Below are 14,885 nucleotides of genomic sequence, written 5' to 3' on the forward strand. Positions count from 1 at the left end.
GGACCGGTCCAGCGAGATCGTTCGTGCGGGTGCCGCGCGAACACAAAAGGAGCCCACCGTGACTGCTGCACGCTCCGTTCCCGCTCCCTCGGCGCACTCCAGCTCCGCGAAAGGCGAAGCCGCCGCGAAGGGGGCCCGCCCCTCGCCTTCCCAGAAATCCGGTGCCAGGTCCTTCGTCATCGACACCTCGGTTCTACTGTCCGATCCCTGGGCTTTCACCAGGTTCGGCGAATACGATGTCGTACTACCGCTGGTCGTGATCAGCGAACTCGAAGGCAAGCGCCACCACCATGAATTGGGCTGGTTCGCGCGGGAAGCCCTGCGCAACCTCGATGATCTGCGCCTGCAGTACGGCAGGCTGGATCAGCAGGTGCCGATCGGCACCGAGGGCGGAACGCTGCAGGTGGAACTCAACCACACCGACCCCGCGGTACTCCCCGTCGGATTCCGCACCGACACCAATGATTCCCGCATCCTGGCCTGTGCGCTCAACCTGGCGGCCGAGGGCCGCGAGGTGGTGCTCGTGTCCAAGGACATTCCCTTGCGCGTCAAGGCGAGTGCGGTGGGTTTGCACGCCGACGAATACCACGCCCAGGACGTGGTGACCTCCGGCTGGTCCGGAATGGTGGAGATCGATGTCTCCAAAGCTCAGGTCGATCTGCTCTACACCGAGAGCGTGATCGATCTGGACGAGGCGCGGGAACTGCCGTGCCACACCGGGATCCGGTTGCTCGGCTCCAGTTCCAGTGCCTTGGGTCGGGTCACGCCGGACAAGCGGGTGCAGCTGGTGCGTGAGCGCGAGGCGTTCGGACTACACGGCCGCTCGGCCGAACAGCGCGTCGCCCTGGATCTGCTATTGGACGAGAGCGTCGGCATCGTCTCGCTCGGCGGCCGGGCCGGTACCGGCAAGTCGGCGCTGGCGTTGACGGCCGGATTGGAGGCGGTGCTCGAGCGCCGCACGCAGCGCAAGGTGGTGGTGTTCCGTCCGCTGTACGCGGTCGGTGGGCAGGATCTCGGCTATCTGCCGGGATCGGAGAGCGAGAAGATGGGCCCGTGGGCGCAGGCGGTCTTCGACACGCTCGACGGGTTGGCCAGTCGTGAGGTGATGGAGGAGGTGCTCGCCCGCGACATGTTGGAGGTCTTGCCGCTCACCCACATTCGCGGTCGCTCGCTGCACGATTCGTTCGTGATCGTGGACGAGGCGCAGTCGCTGGAACGCAATGTGTTGTTGACGGTGCTGAGCCGACTCGGCACCGGATCGCGGGTCGTGCTCACCCATGACGTGGCCCAGCGCGACAACTTGCGGGTCGGGCGGCACGACGGTGTTGCCGCGGTGATCGAAAAGCTCAAGGGACACCCGCTTTTCGCGCACGTCACGCTGACCCGTAGCGAACGGTCGCCGATTGCGGCGCTGGTGACCGAGATGTTGGAGGAGTACGGCCCGAACTCCTAGTGCCCCAGGGCAACTGTCCAGGGTGTGTTTCATCTCACAATCGAGCGGGTAGTATCCGCGCGATACCTGTTCAGCACCGGCCCGGCGAGTCTTTTGCGGATTCGCCGGGCCGTTGCCGGGCATCGGCCTAGGCTACGCGCGACGTCACCGCGTCCGGTGGCATCGGTAGCCACTTTCGAGAGGATGGAAATGCACCACTTCGCTCGACGAACGGCTGGATTCACCGCGGTCATCGCGGCGGCGGCACTGCTGCTGGCCACTGGCTGCAGCAAAGACGACAACAAGGACACGAACTCCGCCGCGTCCATGACGACCACCACGGCGGCCGTTGGCCACGGCGAGGAGCATATGTCCGGCGCCGCGGGGGAAACGAAGATCGCGACCCAGGGTGGCGACATCGCCGTCACCGGCATGATCTTCGACAAGTACGTACAGTCCGGCGGTCCGACCGGTCCGCTCGGCGCTCCGCTGAAGGCGCAGGAGGACGCCCCGAACGACGGCAGGTGGCAGGACTTCACCGGCGGCGCGATCGCCTGGAGCAAGGACACCGGCGCGCACATCGTCTGGGGCGAAATCCGCAAGGCGTGGGAAGACACCGGTGGCCCCGACGGCACGCTCGGCTACCCGACCAGCGACGAGAAGGATATCCCTGGCGGCAAGCAGAGCGAATTCGCCAGCGGCACCATCACCTGGGTGGACGGCAATACCACCGTCACGCCGAAGTCCTGACCCGGCACGGCGTCCGGACACTCGCATTTCACCGCTGGTGAATGTTGGCGGCTAGCTCGAAAGGGCCAGCGCTTGTACGCTCGGACGCCGATACCGATTCCTATTCGTAGATCCCCGCATCCCGGGGCCCAGCCGCTAGGTTGTGTTAGTGCAAACACTCTTGACCGATCGCGAACTGCTCGCGTCCCTCGCCGATGAGGTGGAGCTGAACCTGCGCCGCCACATCGCCGCCGCCGACGGCTGGCAGCCGCACGACTACGTCCCGTGGGACGACGGCCGCAATTTCGGCTTCCTCGGCGGAATCGATTGGGAGCCGGAGCAATCCGCGCTGAGTGAGACCGCGAAGCTGGCGCTGACGGTCAGCGTGCTCATCGCCGACAACCTGCCCTCATACCACCGTGAGATCGGCAAGTACCTGCGCACCGGATCGTGGTGGCGCTGGGTCGGCCGGTGGACGGCCGAGGAGAACCGCCACGAGATCATGATCCGCAACTACCTCATGGTCACCAGGTCGCTCGACCCGGTGCAGTTGGAGCGGTTGCGGATGGAACATATGACCAAGGGGTTCCGGCGTCCCGCGCTCCACCTGCTCGACGTGCTCGCCACCTGCGCGTTCGAGGAAGCGGCCGCCGCCATCCGGCATCGCAACACCGCGGCGCTCGGGGAGAACAAGATGGTCACCGCCATCGCCGAGCGCATCGCGGTCGACGATGAGCTGCAGTCGGAATTCTTCGCCGAGTTGATCACCGCGGCGTTCGGTTTCGCGCCGGATCAGACCATGCGTGCCATCGCGGACAGTGTGGCGAGTTTCCAGGTGCCATCGGTGACGCTGACCGACGGGCGCAGCAGCGACGAGGTGCTCGCCGAGGCGGGCATCTACGACCGCGCCAAGGAAGGCGAGTTGGTCTTCGCGCCGCTGCTGGAGCGGTGGCAGTTCTTCACTCGAACCGACATCGGTGCAGAGGGTGCGAAGGCGCGCGCCGAACTCGCGCATCTGCGAGTCGATTCGCTGACCTGATCCGGTCTTGCGGTAGCTCGAAGATCTACCGCCGGTCGGCGCACGGTTTGTGCGCCGACCGGTTTTTCGCTGCGACGGAAATGTGATGAAACCTCCCCCGTATCAGCCTAATTCCTTGTACTTCCCATTCTCGACCTTCGCCATCGACAGCACATCCAGGCGGCGGTCGAGTTCTTCCACGGTTAGCTTCTCGTCGAGCAAACCGCGATCGATCACGGTCTGTCGAATGGTCTTCTTCTGCTGCAGAGCCTCTTTGGCGACCGCGGCCGCCTCTTCGTAACCGATCACGGAATTCAGCGGCGTCACAATGGACGGTGACGATTCCGCGAGGGTGCGCAGATGGTCCTCGTTGGCAATCAGACCACGAATGCATTTATCGGCGAACAGTCGAGAAACATTGGCCAGTAGCCGAATCGACTCCAGCAGATTGCGCGCCATGACCGGGATATAAACGTTCAACTCGAACGCGCCGCTGGCACCGGCGAACGCGACGGTTGCGTCATTGCCGATCACCTGCGCGGCAACCTGCGTAACCGCCTCGGGCAGTACCGGATTCACCTTGCCGGGCATGATCGAACTGCCCGGCTGCAGATCCGGCAGCCGCAGTTCGCCGAGACCGGTCAGCGGGCCCGAACCCATCCAGCGGATGTCGTTGGCGATCTTGGTAAGGCTTACCGCGATGGTGCGCAGCGCACCGGATGCCTCGACCAGACCGTCACGGGCGGCCTGCGCCTCGAAGTGATCGGTCGCCTCCGACAAAGCATCGATATCGGTCGACCGCACCAGTTCGGCAACGACTTTCGCGCCGAAACCCGCCGGTGCGTTGAGCCCCGTGCCGACCGCGGTCCCGCCGATCGGCAGTTCGCCGAGCCGCGGCAGTGCCACCATGATGCGTTCGATACCCGCCGCGACTTGGCGGGTGTAGCCGCCGAACTCCTGGCCGAGGGTTACCGGCACCGCGTCCATCAGATGGGTGCGGCCGGACTTCACCACGGTGCGCCATTCGGTCGACTTATCCAGCAGTGCCAGCCGCAGATGGTCCAGCGCGGGGATCAGATCCTTGATCGCGGCCTCGGTGGCGGCCAGATGTGTTGCGGTGGGGAAGGTGTCATTGGACGACTGCGACATATTCACATCGTCGTTCGGATGCACCGTCACGCCGTTCGCCTTCGCGATCGACGCGATCACCTCGTTGGCGTTCATATTCGAACTGGTGCCGGAGCCGGTCTGGAAGACATCGATCGGGAACTGGTCATCGTGCAGGCCATCGGCGATCTCATCGGCGGCGGCGATGATCGCGTCCGCCTTCGCCGGATCGAGCAGACCGAGATCCTTGTTCACCTTCGCGCACGCGGCCTTGAGCAGACCCAGCGCGCGGATCTGCGCCCGCTCCAGCCCGCGCCCGCTGATCGGAAAGTTCTCCACGGCACGCTGGGTCTGCGCCCGCCACAACGCGCGCACGGGTACCCGAACCTCACCCATGGTGTCGTGTTCGATGCGGTACTGCGTCTCCTCGGTCGTCATGATTTCGACCCTATGCCCGAGACGACCGCCGCGGGGCTGCCACGCCTGAGGCGATTCGCACACCCCGCGGCGCGCAGCGCCGGGAATACTCGGCGTCAGTTTTCGAGGACTTCGCGGAGTTTGCGGGCGAAGGCTTCGGGCTGGCCGGGGTAGCCGTACTCGCCGCCGAGGAAGCCGCCGTGGTGGCTGGGGAACACCGTTGCCGGCTGGCCGAGCAGAGCGGCGGCCGCCTCGGAGGTGCGTCCGGTGAATGTGCCCGTGGACTCCTCGCCGACGGCGATGACGACACGGGTCGGCGCGGCGGTGAGTGCGGCGACATCGGGGCGATAGCCGCTGATCGCCCAGGAACGGTCGGACAGCAGCGGGTCGTCACGGGAACCGTCATCCTCGGTCGGCATCCCGAACTGGGCGGGATCGGCCGCGGGCAGGGCGAAGTAGTCATCGGTGAACTCGCCCTGCCACGAGGTCATGGCGATGAAGGTCGCCATGCCCGCACCGGCTCCCTTGGCCTCGTAGGCGTCGCGTATTTCGGCGCGGGCGCGCTCAGTCGCGGCGGCATCGGGAAGCACCGGGATGAGCGGCGGCTCATGGGCGATCAGTGTGGTCACATCGTCCGGGTGGGCCGCAACCAGCGCCAGCGCGGTGACCGCACCCCCACTGCTCGCGAATATCTCGACCGGTCCGGCACCGAGGGCCGCGATGATCGCATGCACATCACCCGCCTGGACGGTGGGCGCGTTATCGACGCGCCCGTCCTTACGGACGCTGCGCCCGAGGCCGCGCGGATCATAGGTAACCACCGTGCGATCAGGAAAGTACGAGGTCAACGTCCGGAAGCCACTGGCATCCATGGGCTGTCCGATCATGAACAGCGGCGGGCACCCGTCGGCGGTGGGCAGCGGTCCGTGAATGTCGTAGACGATGTCGGCTTCGGCGGTGTCGAGAGTGTGCTCGGTCATATCAGTGTGGACGAACCCGGCCGCAAGAATTCATCGCCGTCGAAGCACCAGCACACCGCCATCACCTTGGTGGCGATCTGCTCCCCCTTGGGGGTCCGACCCCAGCACTCGGGGGCCTGATTCCGGCGGCGAATTCGGCGGACAGTTGGACAAGTCACCGCACGCCCGACCCCGGAGCATCCAATGTCGACCTCGAGCACAATCGCCTCCGCGGCGGACCGTCGTGCCACGGTGTCGACCGCAGACGGTGTGGCACTCGCGGTTCGCGAATACGGTCCGCGCGATGCGGACCTCACCGTCGTCCTGCTGCACGGACATTGCCTGCGCACCGCGTCCTGGACCTACGTCCGCGATGCGCTGCTGCGCCGATACGCCGGCGCCCGGGTCGTCTGCTACGACCACCGCGGCCACGGCGACTCCGCCGCCGCGTCGCGACGGACGTACAGCCTCGAGCAACTCGGCTACACCTGCGCGACGTTCTCGACGCCGTCGCCCCCACCGGACCGGTCGTGCTGGTCGGCCACTCGATGGGCGGTATGACCGTGCTGACCTACGCCAGCCAGAACCCGCACGAGATCGGCACGCGCATCGTCGGTGCCGCACTGATCGCGACCGCTGCGAGCGGGCTCGCCGACGCCGGTTTCGGCCGCCTCCTGCGCAACCCGGTCGTTTCGGTATTCCAGGCTGCCGTCCGACGGGCTCCGCGCCTGATGCAGCACTCGAAGCGCATGGCCTGCAGGGTTTTCGCCCCGATCATCCGCACCGCCGAATTCGGCGACCGCAAGGTCAGTGCGCGGGTGCTCGCCCTTGCCTACGCGATGCACAACGCGACGCCGATCGTGACGATGGCGAGCTTCTTGAGCGCCTTCATGACCTATGACCAGACCGACGCGCTCGCTGTGCTCTCGAATATCCCGACATTGGTGCTGTGCGGCACCGCCGACCTGATGACGCCGCCATCGCATTCCGTCGCGATGGCCGCCGCCGTCGAATACTCGGATTTCGTGCTGGTCGACGGCGCCGGCCATTCGGTGATTCTCGAACAGCCGACCCAGGTCGCCGATGCCATCGCGCGCTTGATGACGCGAGCAGGCCGCACCGGCAACGGCGAGATCGCTCGCCTCGCGCTCGCCGCGTAGTCACCTGCGGCGTGCGGTCGGATCAGCGACCTGACAAGGGTTTATCGCTCAGGGGAGTGGGGGCGCCGCGTGCTCGTCGCCGATGAAATCGACCGAGGAGTACTCGCGCAGTTTGGTGAGGCGGTGGTAGGCGTCGATCATGCGGACGGTGCCGGACTTGGAGCGCATGACGATCGATTGGGTCGACGCGCCGCCGCCGTAGTAGCGGACGCCACGTAGGAGATCGCCGTCGGTGACGCCGGTGGCACAGAAGAAGACGTTATCGCCCGCGACCAGATCCTCGGTGGTGAGTACGCGGCTCAGGTCGTGGCCCGCCTCGATCGCCTTCTGGCGTTCCTCGTCGTCCTTCGGGGCGAGCATGCCCTGTAGATCGCCACCCATACAGCGCATCGCGGCGGCGGCGATGATGCCCTCCGGGGTGCCGCCGATACCGACCAGGATGTCGGTGCCGGAATCCGGTCGGGCGCAGGCGATGGCGCCGGCGACGTCGCCGTCGGAGATCAGCCGGATGCGAGCGCCCGCGTCGCGCACCTGCTGGATCAGCTCGGCATGGCGGGGCCGGTCCAGGATGCAGACGGTGAGATCTGACTTCGAGACGTTCTTGGCCTTCGCGACCCGGGCGATGTTCTCGGCGATCGGCGCGGAGATATCGATCACACCCGCCGCATCGGGGCCGACAGCGATCTTGTGCATGTAGAACACCGCGGACGGATCGAACATCGCGCCCCGCTCGGCGACCGCGAGCACCGCGATGGCGCCCGGCGAACCCTTCGACATCAACGTGGTGCCGTCGATCGGGTCGACCGCGAAGTCGACCTCGGGACCGGTGCCGTCGCCGACCAGCTCACCGTTGTAGAGCATGGGCGCTTCATCCTTCTCGCCCTCACCGATCACCACGATGCCGCGCATGGAAACGGAGCTGACCAGCTGCCGCATGGCGTCGACTGCCGCGCCGTCGCCACCTTCCTTATCGCCGCGGCCGACCCAGCGGCCCGCGGCCATCGCACCGGCCTCGGTGACCCGGACCAGTTCGAGCGCGAGGTTGCGGTCCGGTGCCTCGCGGCGGCTGGGTGCGGGCGAAGATGCCGTCATTACGGTGTGCCTCCTACGGTCGTTGCTACCGATGATTGTCTCAGAAGCGAGCTCCAGATGGCCGACCACCTCTGGACGAGCGTGCCAGACCGAACGTGGATACTGGGAGCGTGTCGTACCAAAAACCACGCATTCTCAACGACTACCGGGATCTGTTCTGGTCGCTGATCCCGTTGGTGCTGATCGCCGTGGTCTTCGCCGGGCTCGCCAGCCAGTGCAGCTTCGCCGCGAAGGGGCCGACCCAGGGCCAGATTCCGCACTTCGATGTGACGGCCGCGCTGGCCAATGACGCGAAGACGATGCCGTTCCCGATCCGCAATCCGAGCCTGCCCGAACACTGGACGCCGAACTCCGGCAGCCGCGACACCATCACCAGCGCGGGCGGCGGGCCGGTCAGCACGGTCGGCTACATCACGCCGCAGGGCACCTACCTGCGAATGAGCCAGAGCAGCGCGACCGAGGAAGCGCTATCCCGCTTCGTCCTCGGTTCCCGCTATGGCACCGGCACCGAGCAGGTCGGCAACCAGAAGTGGGTGGTGTACGCCGAACAAGGTTCCGAGACGGCATGGATCGCCGACTTCGGCCGGTCCCGGGTGCTCATCACCGGCGCGGGCAACCACGCCGCCTTCACCACCCTGGCCGCCGCCATCACCGCCGCCGAGCCGCTCCAGAAATAGCGCGCCGCTCAGCGGTGGCCGACCACGTTGACGATCGTCGCGCTGGGATCGCGCACGAAGAACCGGCGCACACCCCACGGCTCGTCGCGGAGTGGATAGACGATATCTGCGCCCGCCGCGACCATGGCCGCGTGCACGGTGTCCACATCTTCGACCTCGACACTCATATCCGGCTGCGGCGGTTCGGCTTCCGGGCCGACGAGCAGCACCTGGGCGGTCGGGTTGGTCGGGGACGCCATCGTCACCACCCAGCCGAGGTCCATTACCTCTTCGAAGCCGAGCCGCTGGTAGAACTCGCGGCTGGCCGCCATATCAGCAGTGCGGATGTCGGGGGTGGCGCGGCGGATGGTCATTCGTCGGCTTCGAGATCGGTACGCGAGAGCGCGTTTTCGACGCGCTGGCGGGCACCGGCAAGATGTTGCTCACAGCGGGTGGCCAGTGCTTCGCCGCGCTCCCATAGCGCCAGGGATTCGTCCAGGTCGAGGCCGCCCTGTTCGAGCATCTTCACGACGTTGACCAGTTCGTCGCGGGCGCGTTCGTAGCCGAAGGTGGAGATCTCGGCCAGCTCGTCGTCCTTGTCGGAGTCGGCCAAGGTCAGTTCCTCCCGGTGTCGGTCTCGGTTTTGCTCAGTGCTGGTTTGCCCAAGGCTCGGGTTCCGAGCGCGGCGGCGGTGACGGCACCGTCGGCGACCCGGATCCGCAGCTGACTGCCCGCGGGCGCGTCCTCGATCGAGCGGACCACGTGTCGTTCCTTACCGGCGACGCGCTGCACGACAGCGTAACCACGGGCCAGGGTTGCGGCCGGACCCACCGCGGTGAGTTTCTCGCGCAGATGACGCGTTGCGGTGGATTCGGTGCGGATCAGCTGATCGGCGGTGCGGCGGGCGGCGGAGCGCAGGCGCTCGATCTCCTCGGAGCGGTGGTCGAGTTCGCGCAGCGGATCGGCGAGTACCGGCCGGGAACGCAGCTGTGCCAATGCCCTGGTCTCACGGTCGACCCAGCCGCGAAGTGCCGCGGCGGCGCGGGCGCGCATATCGTGGACCCCGGCCAGTTCGGCGGCGGCGTCGGGCACGATGCGCTTCGCGGCATCGGTCGGAGTGGCGGCGCGCAGGTCGGCGACGAGATCGCAGAGCGGGTTATCGGGTTCGTGACCGATTGCGCTGACGATCGGGGTGGTCGCCGCGACGATCGCGCGGCAGAGTGCCTCATCGGAGAACGGCAGCAGATCCTCGACACTGCCGCCGCCGCGGGCGAGCACGATCACCTCGACCGCCGGATCGCGATCGAGTCCGGCCAGCGCCTGCAGCATCTGCGGCACCGCGGTCGGGCCCTGCACCGCGGTATTGCGGATCTCGAAACGCACTGCGGGCCACCGGTTCCGGGCGACGGTGAGGACATCGCGTTCGGCGGCGCTCGCGCGGCCGGTGATCAGGCCAATTGTTTTGGGCAGGAACGGAATCGGCCGCTTCAGTCGTGGATCGAACAGTCCCTCCGCGGCGAGCAGCGCCTTCAACCGTTCGATGCGGGCCAGCAATTCACCGATGCCGATCGGGCGAATCTCCATGGCGCGCAACGAAATTGTGCCGCGACCGGTGAAGAACGCCAGCTTGCCGTAGACCACCACCCGGCTGCCCTCCTGCAGCGGTACGGCGGATCGGCGGATGAGGTCCGGATGGCAGGTCACCGATAGCGACATATCGGCGGAGGTATCGCGCAACACCAGGAATGCGGTGCTGGTGCCCGGACGCAGATTGATCTGGGTGATCTGCCCCTCCACCCAGATGCTGCCGAGCCGATCGATCCACTGCGCGACCTTGATGGATACCGAACGCACCGGCATCGGGTGCTCGGCGGAGTTGGCCGGGGCGGCCGTTCGGTCGGGTTGGCCGGAAGGTTCCCGGCCAACCGTCGACGAGGACGGGGGTGGTTCGGGCCCACTGGCGTCCCGGCCATCACCCCCCATCGAATCGCTGCGCGATGCTGAATTCACTGGGCCCGCACGGTGGCGATCCGATTCGTCAGCATGGTCACGAACGGCGCCCTGGCGCGCGTCTTCTGTTCGTAGTCCAGCAGGGCGGTCAGGTCCTCGACGGTGAGCATGCGCAGGCGGGCGCGCAATTGGGCCAGGGTCATCGTGGCGTAGTCGTACCGGGTGGCCACCTCGGGCTCGACGACCTCGGGCTCGACCTCGGGCTCCGGTTCGGCGGCCGCCGTGACCTCGGTCACCGGCTCGGCGATGGTCTGTGTCGGGGTGGCGTGACCATTGCGCTCACCGGCGCGTGCGGCGGCTTCGGCGGCCAGGGTGTCGTGCGGGGCGAACTCGGCTTCGTCGGGGGCATACAGGTCGAAGCGGCTGGCGTGGGCGGTAGCGGAGAATTCGGGGTCCGCATCTTCGTCGAAGGTCGCCCACTCGGGCTGTTCGACCGGGGAGTTGGCGAGACGGTCGAAGACGCCGTCGCCCTTGAGGGCGAGGCTGGTCACGAACTGCTGCAGGTGCATGGTGGTCTGCAGCATCTGGCTGATCGCGGTGATCGGGAAATTCATTGCGGCAGTTGGAAGCCGACGAGTTTCTTCGATGGCGTATACGGCGGCTCCGGCAGCGACCCGGGCCAGGAACGGTGGTCGAAACATGCTCCTAGCCTGCCCGATACGGGATGTTATGCAAAGCACTGGTGTCACAGACACACAATCTATCTGGCGCACGCGGCCCCACATGGTTACGCGGGCCGCCTCCGCCCCGACCGCACGCGCCGGGGTTGCGCATCATCGGGCCGAATTCCGACGCCATGTCGGTGTGTCGAGAATGACCGCTCCGAGGCGGTGACCGGCCGTCCGGCATGCACTGGGCGCACGTAAGCTGAGTGGCATGTCTTCGGCCATCCCATTGAACGTCGGAATCGCCCGCTCGGCCGGTTCCGGATCCGCCGATGCCGACGGCGGCAAGCGCGTGCTGCTAGCCGAGCCGCGCGGATACTGCGCCGGTGTGGACCGCGCGGTGGAGACGGTGGAGAAGGCACTGGAGAAGCACGGTGCGCCGATCTACGTGCGCAAGGAGATCGTGCACAACCGCCATGTGGTGGAGACGCTGCGCGAGCAGGGGGTGATCTTCGTCGACGAGACCGACGAGGTGCCCGAGGGCGCGCTGGTCGTCTTCTCCGCGCACGGTGTCTCACCTGCGGTGCACGAGTCGGCGGCCGCGCGCAATCTGCGCACCATCGACGCGACCTGCCCGCTGGTGACCAAGGTGCATCAGGAGGCCAAGCGCTTCGCCCGCGACGACTACGACATTCTGCTGATCGGCCATGAGGGGCACGAGGAGGTGGAGGGCACCGCGGGGGAGGCGCCCGAGCATGTACAGCTCGTGGATGGTCCGGATGCGGTCGACCGGGTCACCGTGCGCGACGAGTCCAAGGTGATCTGGCTGTCGCAGACCACGCTCAGCGTCGACGAGACCATGGAGACGGTGCAACGGCTGCGCGAGCGGTTCCCCGCGCTGCAGGACCCGCCGAGCGATGACATCTGCTACGCCACCCAGAACCGTCAGGTGGCGGTGAAGGCGATGGCGCCGGAATGCGATCTGGTGATCGTGGTCGGCTCGCGCAATTCCTCGAATTCGGTGCGGCTGGTCGAGGTCGCCCTCGGTGCCGGTTCGAAGGCCGCGTACCTGGTGGACTACGCCCGCGAGGTCGATCCGGCCTGGCTGGCCGGGGTGCGCACGGTCGGCATCACCTCGGGTGCGTCGGTGCCCGACATTCTGGTGCGCGGTGTGCTGGATATGTTGGCCGAGCACGGGTTCGGTGTGGTCCAGCCGGTGACGACCGCCAACGAGACGTTGGTATTCGCTTTGCCCAGAGAGTTGCGCGCCACTCGTCGCTGAGCCGCGGCGAGGGTTCCCGACGTCCGGGTCAGAGGTTTTCCGGCCGCCGGCGCTCTGTCCGGCTCGAATCGCGTTCCCGATAGCGAACATTGGGCTGCGGATGCGGCGGCGGTGCCTCGCCGCGCCGTCGCGCCGTCGCGGCCCGGTTCGGGTCGCCCTCGGCCCGAGGGGTTGCCGCTGCCGGTCGTGCGGCCCGGTTCGGGTCGCCCTCGGCCCGAGGCGCTGCTGCCGCCGGTCGTGCGGGACGGGTGCCCGGTCGGCGATCGCGGGCCGGGCGTTCGTCACCCCTGTTTGCGGCACTGCCGACGCGAGGCGGCGTGTCCGCCACTTCCGAATTCGCCCGCCGATTCGGGCGCGGCAGATGCAGATCGGTATCGAGGTCGGTCGGATCGGGCTGCGGGCGGCGGATACGCCGTCGCGCGGCATCGGCGAGCGAGCCGCCCGCGGTGCGCTCCGACCCCGTCCGTTCGGGACTACTGCGGCCCCAGCTGATGCCCCGACGGGATTCACCGGCGCGCGCGGTGGCCTCCTCCCGCCGGTGCAGCAGGATCCGACCCGCACCGATCGCCAGCACCAGCACGGTGGCCAGCGCCATTATCGGGAACCGATTCACCAACGGGATCGCCAGGTTCAGCAGGATGTCCTTGAGTCCGGTCGAGGCGTGACCGGTCAGCTGCTGATAGGCCAGCGGCACCGCGATGAACAGCATTAGCGGCGGCAGCACCATCGTGGTGAAGATGCCGCGGTAGCGAACGGCAAGCACCGCCGCGACGCAGCCAAGGACGTACAACGTGTTGAACGTCCCGGTCAGCTCATTACTCTCGCCGTGGGCATCGATCAGGAACCCCAGAAACGTGCACGCCACCGCGATCAGGACCGCTGCCCCGGCCGGGATTCCCGGCACCGAGGGCAGGATCGAACGATGCGGCGCGGGCACCCGGGTTCGCACACGTTGGGAAGCAGCCACACTATGAACACTAACTGCCCCCGCGTTGGGCGGCGTTACGGCACGGCGGTCACCCGGGCTAATCGTCGGCGTCGGCGAACCCGACCGCCCTCGGCCACGAATCGACGCGCTGGATTGCTGGCACCTCCTGTTCAGCTATTTCCAGGTCGTGGAGTTTGCGTGCGGTGACCATTACCCGCGATTCCACCGAGGCGACGGTGTAGTTGAAAGCGTCGACGGCCTTACCGAGTTGCGCGCCGAGGCGGTCCAGATGTCGGCCGGTCATGCCGAGCCGGTTGTAGAGTTCTCGGCCCAATTGCTGAATGTTCGCCATATCGCGGGACAGTGCCTCCTGCCGCCAACCGAAAGCGACCGTACGCAGCAACGCGATCAGCGTCGTCGGGGTAGCGAGGATCACGTTGCGGCCGAACGCGTACTCGAGCAGGCCGGAGTCGGTCGTCAGTGCGGCGTCGAGGAACGGATCGCCCGGCACGAACAGCACGACGAACTCCGGTGCGGGATCGAAGGCCAGCCAATATGCCTTATCGGCCAACTGGTCGATATGGGCACGCAGATGTTTGGCGTGGCGGCCGAGCAGTTCGGCGCGCTCGTCCGGATCGTCGGCCATGGTGGCGTCGAGATAGGCGGTGAACGGCACCTTGGCATCCACCACGATGTGCCTGCCGCCCGCCAGTCTGACCACGAGATCCGGCCGTACCATGCCGGTGCGTTCGGTGCTGCCGTCGCCGCGCGCGGCCCTGGTCACCTGGGTGTCGAAATCACAGTGCCGGGTCATGCCCGCCAGTTCCACCACGCGCTCCAACTGGATCTCGCCCCAGCGCCCACGCACCTGTGGGGCACGCAGCGCGGCGACCAGCTGACCGGTCTGACTGGTGAGCTGGTGTGAGGTGCGCTGCATACCCGCGACCTGTTCCCGCAGACTCGAATAGGCGTTGATGCGATGGTGCTCGACCTGTTGGATGTGCTGGTTCAGCGCGCCGACGGCCTCGCGCAGCGGATCGACCATGGCGCCGATGGCGTGCGAATGTCGGCGTGCCGCATCCTCATTCGCCGCGGTGAGCGACTGCCGCAGTAACCGCTCGTTATCGGTGGCCGCGGCAAGTCTCGCCTCCGCGGCCGTCGCCCGGTGACCGGCGCGCGCGGTATGTCCGAGCCAGCCGAGCCCTACCCCGGCGGCGAATACCAGCATCAGTGCGACAAGCATCGGTGCGGTCATAGCGCAGATAGTGCCGCATGGCACCGACAAGTTCGAAACTCGTGAGCTATCGGGCAGCAGCGCGTCGGAAAATGGCCACGAGCCGCGGTTTCGAACTGTTCGGTCGGTCGTCGGACTCGGCGCAGCAACACGGGTTGCCCGCCCTGTGGCGACGTTGGGATGCGTAACATTTCGCATTCGCAACCACCGCAGTACGAGTCTCGACGGCTCGGACGCACGCCGGGTGCTGACGATC

14 protein-coding genes and 1 pseudogene are annotated in these 14,885 nt (G+C 67.0%); 6 read left to right on the forward strand and 9 right to left on the reverse strand.

Annotated elements, in window-relative coordinates:
• Positions 1-58 precede the first annotated feature (58 nt).
• The 3 genes from ACQP1G_RS06970 to ACQP1G_RS06980 all read left to right on the forward strand — a co-directional run bounded on the left by ACQP1G_RS06970 (position 59) and on the right by ACQP1G_RS06980 (position 3,200).
• Positions 59-1,453: a PhoH family protein gene (locus ACQP1G_RS06970; RefSeq protein WP_433199650.1), complete on the forward strand. Its 1,395-nt coding sequence runs from the start codon at positions 59-61 to the stop codon at positions 1,451-1,453.
• Positions 1,454-1,636: 183 nt separating this feature from the next.
• Positions 1,637-2,182: an LGFP repeat-containing protein gene (locus ACQP1G_RS06975; protein ID WP_433199653.1), complete on the forward strand. Its 546-nt coding sequence runs from the start codon at positions 1,637-1,639 to the stop codon at positions 2,180-2,182.
• A 148-nt stretch (positions 2,183-2,330) separates the two neighbouring features.
• The gene (locus tag ACQP1G_RS06980; protein WP_433199656.1) at positions 2,331-3,200 is read left to right on the forward strand and encodes an acyl-ACP desaturase; all 870 of its coding nucleotides are present in this window, start codon (positions 2,331-2,333) and stop codon (positions 3,198-3,200) included.
• A 102-nt stretch (positions 3,201-3,302) separates the two neighbouring features.
• On the opposite strand, the gene ACQP1G_RS06985 is transcribed toward ACQP1G_RS06980, so the two are convergent.
• The gene (locus ACQP1G_RS06985; protein ID WP_433199659.1) at positions 3,303-4,724 is read right to left on the reverse strand and encodes a class II fumarate hydratase; all 1,422 of its coding nucleotides are present in this window, start codon (positions 4,722-4,724) and stop codon (positions 3,303-3,305) included.
• Between the two features lie 95 nt (positions 4,725-4,819).
• Complete coding sequence (locus ACQP1G_RS06990) at positions 4,820-5,683, reverse strand: alpha/beta fold hydrolase (protein ID WP_433199662.1); 864 nt, start codon at positions 5,681-5,683, stop codon at positions 4,820-4,822.
• A 183-nt stretch (positions 5,684-5,866) separates the two neighbouring features.
• On the opposite strand from ACQP1G_RS06990, the pseudogene ACQP1G_RS06995 reads away from it, so the two are divergent.
• Positions 5,867-6,822, forward strand: a pseudogene (locus tag ACQP1G_RS06995) (alpha/beta fold hydrolase).
• Positions 6,823-6,870: 48 nt separating this feature from the next.
• On the opposite strand, the gene glpX reads toward ACQP1G_RS06995, so the two are convergent.
• The gene (gene glpX, locus ACQP1G_RS07000) at positions 6,871-7,914 is read right to left on the reverse strand and encodes a class II fructose-bisphosphatase (protein WP_433199665.1); all 1,044 of its coding nucleotides are present in this window, start codon (positions 7,912-7,914) and stop codon (positions 6,871-6,873) included.
• A 110-nt stretch (positions 7,915-8,024) separates the two neighbouring features.
• Here glpX and ACQP1G_RS07005 point away from each other — a divergent pair, with 110 nt between their 5' ends.
• Positions 8,025-8,591 carry a DUF4245 domain-containing protein gene (locus ACQP1G_RS07005; RefSeq protein ID WP_433199668.1) on the forward strand — a complete coding sequence of 189 codons (567 nt, stop codon included), beginning with the start codon at positions 8,025-8,027 and terminating at the stop codon, positions 8,589-8,591.
• Between the two features lie 8 nt (positions 8,592-8,599).
• Here the strand turns inward: ACQP1G_RS07005 and ACQP1G_RS07010 are convergent, their stop codons facing one another.
• The 4 genes from ACQP1G_RS07010 to ACQP1G_RS07025 all read right to left on the reverse strand — a co-directional run bounded on the left by ACQP1G_RS07010 (position 8,600) and on the right by ACQP1G_RS07025 (position 11,221).
• Entirely contained in the window at positions 8,600-8,944 is a 345-nt protein-coding gene (locus tag ACQP1G_RS07010; RefSeq protein WP_433199671.1) for a VOC family protein, read from the reverse strand.
• Positions 8,941-9,183 carry an exodeoxyribonuclease VII small subunit gene (locus ACQP1G_RS07015; RefSeq protein ID WP_433199674.1) on the reverse strand — a complete coding sequence of 81 codons (243 nt, stop codon included), beginning with the start codon at positions 9,181-9,183 and terminating at the stop codon, positions 8,941-8,943. The genes ACQP1G_RS07010 and ACQP1G_RS07015 overlap by 4 nt, the downstream gene beginning before the upstream one ends.
• A 2-nt stretch (positions 9,184-9,185) precedes the next feature.
• On the reverse strand, positions 9,186-10,430 hold the full coding sequence (gene xseA, locus ACQP1G_RS07020; protein WP_433208240.1) for an exodeoxyribonuclease VII large subunit: 1,245 nt from the start codon (positions 10,428-10,430) through the stop codon (positions 9,186-9,188).
• Positions 10,431-10,576: 146 nt separating this feature from the next.
• The gene (locus ACQP1G_RS07025; protein ID WP_433199677.1) at positions 10,577-11,221 is read right to left on the reverse strand and encodes a lipid droplet-associated protein; all 645 of its coding nucleotides are present in this window, start codon (positions 11,219-11,221) and stop codon (positions 10,577-10,579) included.
• 235 nt (positions 11,222-11,456) lie between these two features.
• Here ACQP1G_RS07025 and ACQP1G_RS07030 point away from each other — a divergent pair, with 235 nt between their 5' ends.
• Positions 11,457-12,467 carry a 4-hydroxy-3-methylbut-2-enyl diphosphate reductase gene (locus ACQP1G_RS07030; protein ID WP_433199680.1) on the forward strand — a complete coding sequence of 337 codons (1,011 nt, stop codon included), beginning with the start codon at positions 11,457-11,459 and terminating at the stop codon, positions 12,465-12,467.
• 28 nt (positions 12,468-12,495) lie between these two features.
• Here ACQP1G_RS07030 and ACQP1G_RS07035 read toward each other — a convergent pair whose 3' ends face one another.
• Complete coding sequence (locus tag ACQP1G_RS07035) at positions 12,496-13,434, reverse strand: DUF6542 domain-containing protein (protein ID WP_433199683.1); 939 nt, start codon at positions 13,432-13,434, stop codon at positions 12,496-12,498.
• Positions 13,435-13,492: 58 nt separating this feature from the next.
• Complete coding sequence (locus tag ACQP1G_RS07040; protein ID WP_433199686.1) at positions 13,493-14,650, reverse strand: DNA recombination protein RmuC; 1,158 nt, start codon at positions 14,648-14,650, stop codon at positions 13,493-13,495.
• Positions 14,651-14,885: the final 235 nt, after the last annotated feature.

Source organism: Nocardia sp. CA-107356 (assembly GCF_050946365.1).
Taxonomy (GTDB): Bacteria; Actinomycetota; Actinomycetes; order Mycobacteriales; family Mycobacteriaceae; genus Nocardia.

Excerpts from the sequence above, each read along its gene's own strand:
- ACQP1G_RS07040 (WP_433199686.1), bottom strand. The coding sequence starts at position 14,650 with ATGACCGCACCGATGCTTGTCGCACTGATGCTGGTATTCGCCGCCGGG.
- glpX (WP_433199665.1), bottom strand. The coding sequence starts at position 7,914 with ATGACGGCATCTTCGCCCGCACCCAGCCGCCGCGAGGCACCGGACCGC.
- ACQP1G_RS07030 (WP_433199680.1), top strand. The coding sequence starts at position 11,457 with ATGTCTTCGGCCATCCCATTGAACGTCGGAATCGCCCGCTCGGCCGGT.
- xseA (WP_433208240.1), bottom strand. The coding sequence starts at position 10,430 with ATGCCGGTGCGTTCGGTATCCATCAAGGTCGCGCAGTGGATCGATCGG.
- ACQP1G_RS06985 (WP_433199659.1), bottom strand. The coding sequence starts at position 4,724 with ATGACGACCGAGGAGACGCAGTACCGCATCGAACACGACACCATGGGT.
- ACQP1G_RS06975 (WP_433199653.1), top strand. The coding sequence starts at position 1,637 with ATGGAAATGCACCACTTCGCTCGACGAACGGCTGGATTCACCGCGGTC.
- ACQP1G_RS06990 (WP_433199662.1), bottom strand. The coding sequence starts at position 5,683 with ATGACCGAGCACACTCTCGACACCGCCGAAGCCGACATCGTCTACGAC.
- ACQP1G_RS07010 (WP_433199671.1), bottom strand. The coding sequence starts at position 8,944 with ATGACCATCCGCCGCGCCACCCCCGACATCCGCACTGCTGATATGGCG.
- ACQP1G_RS07025 (WP_433199677.1), bottom strand. The coding sequence starts at position 11,221 with ATGTTTCGACCACCGTTCCTGGCCCGGGTCGCTGCCGGAGCCGCCGTA.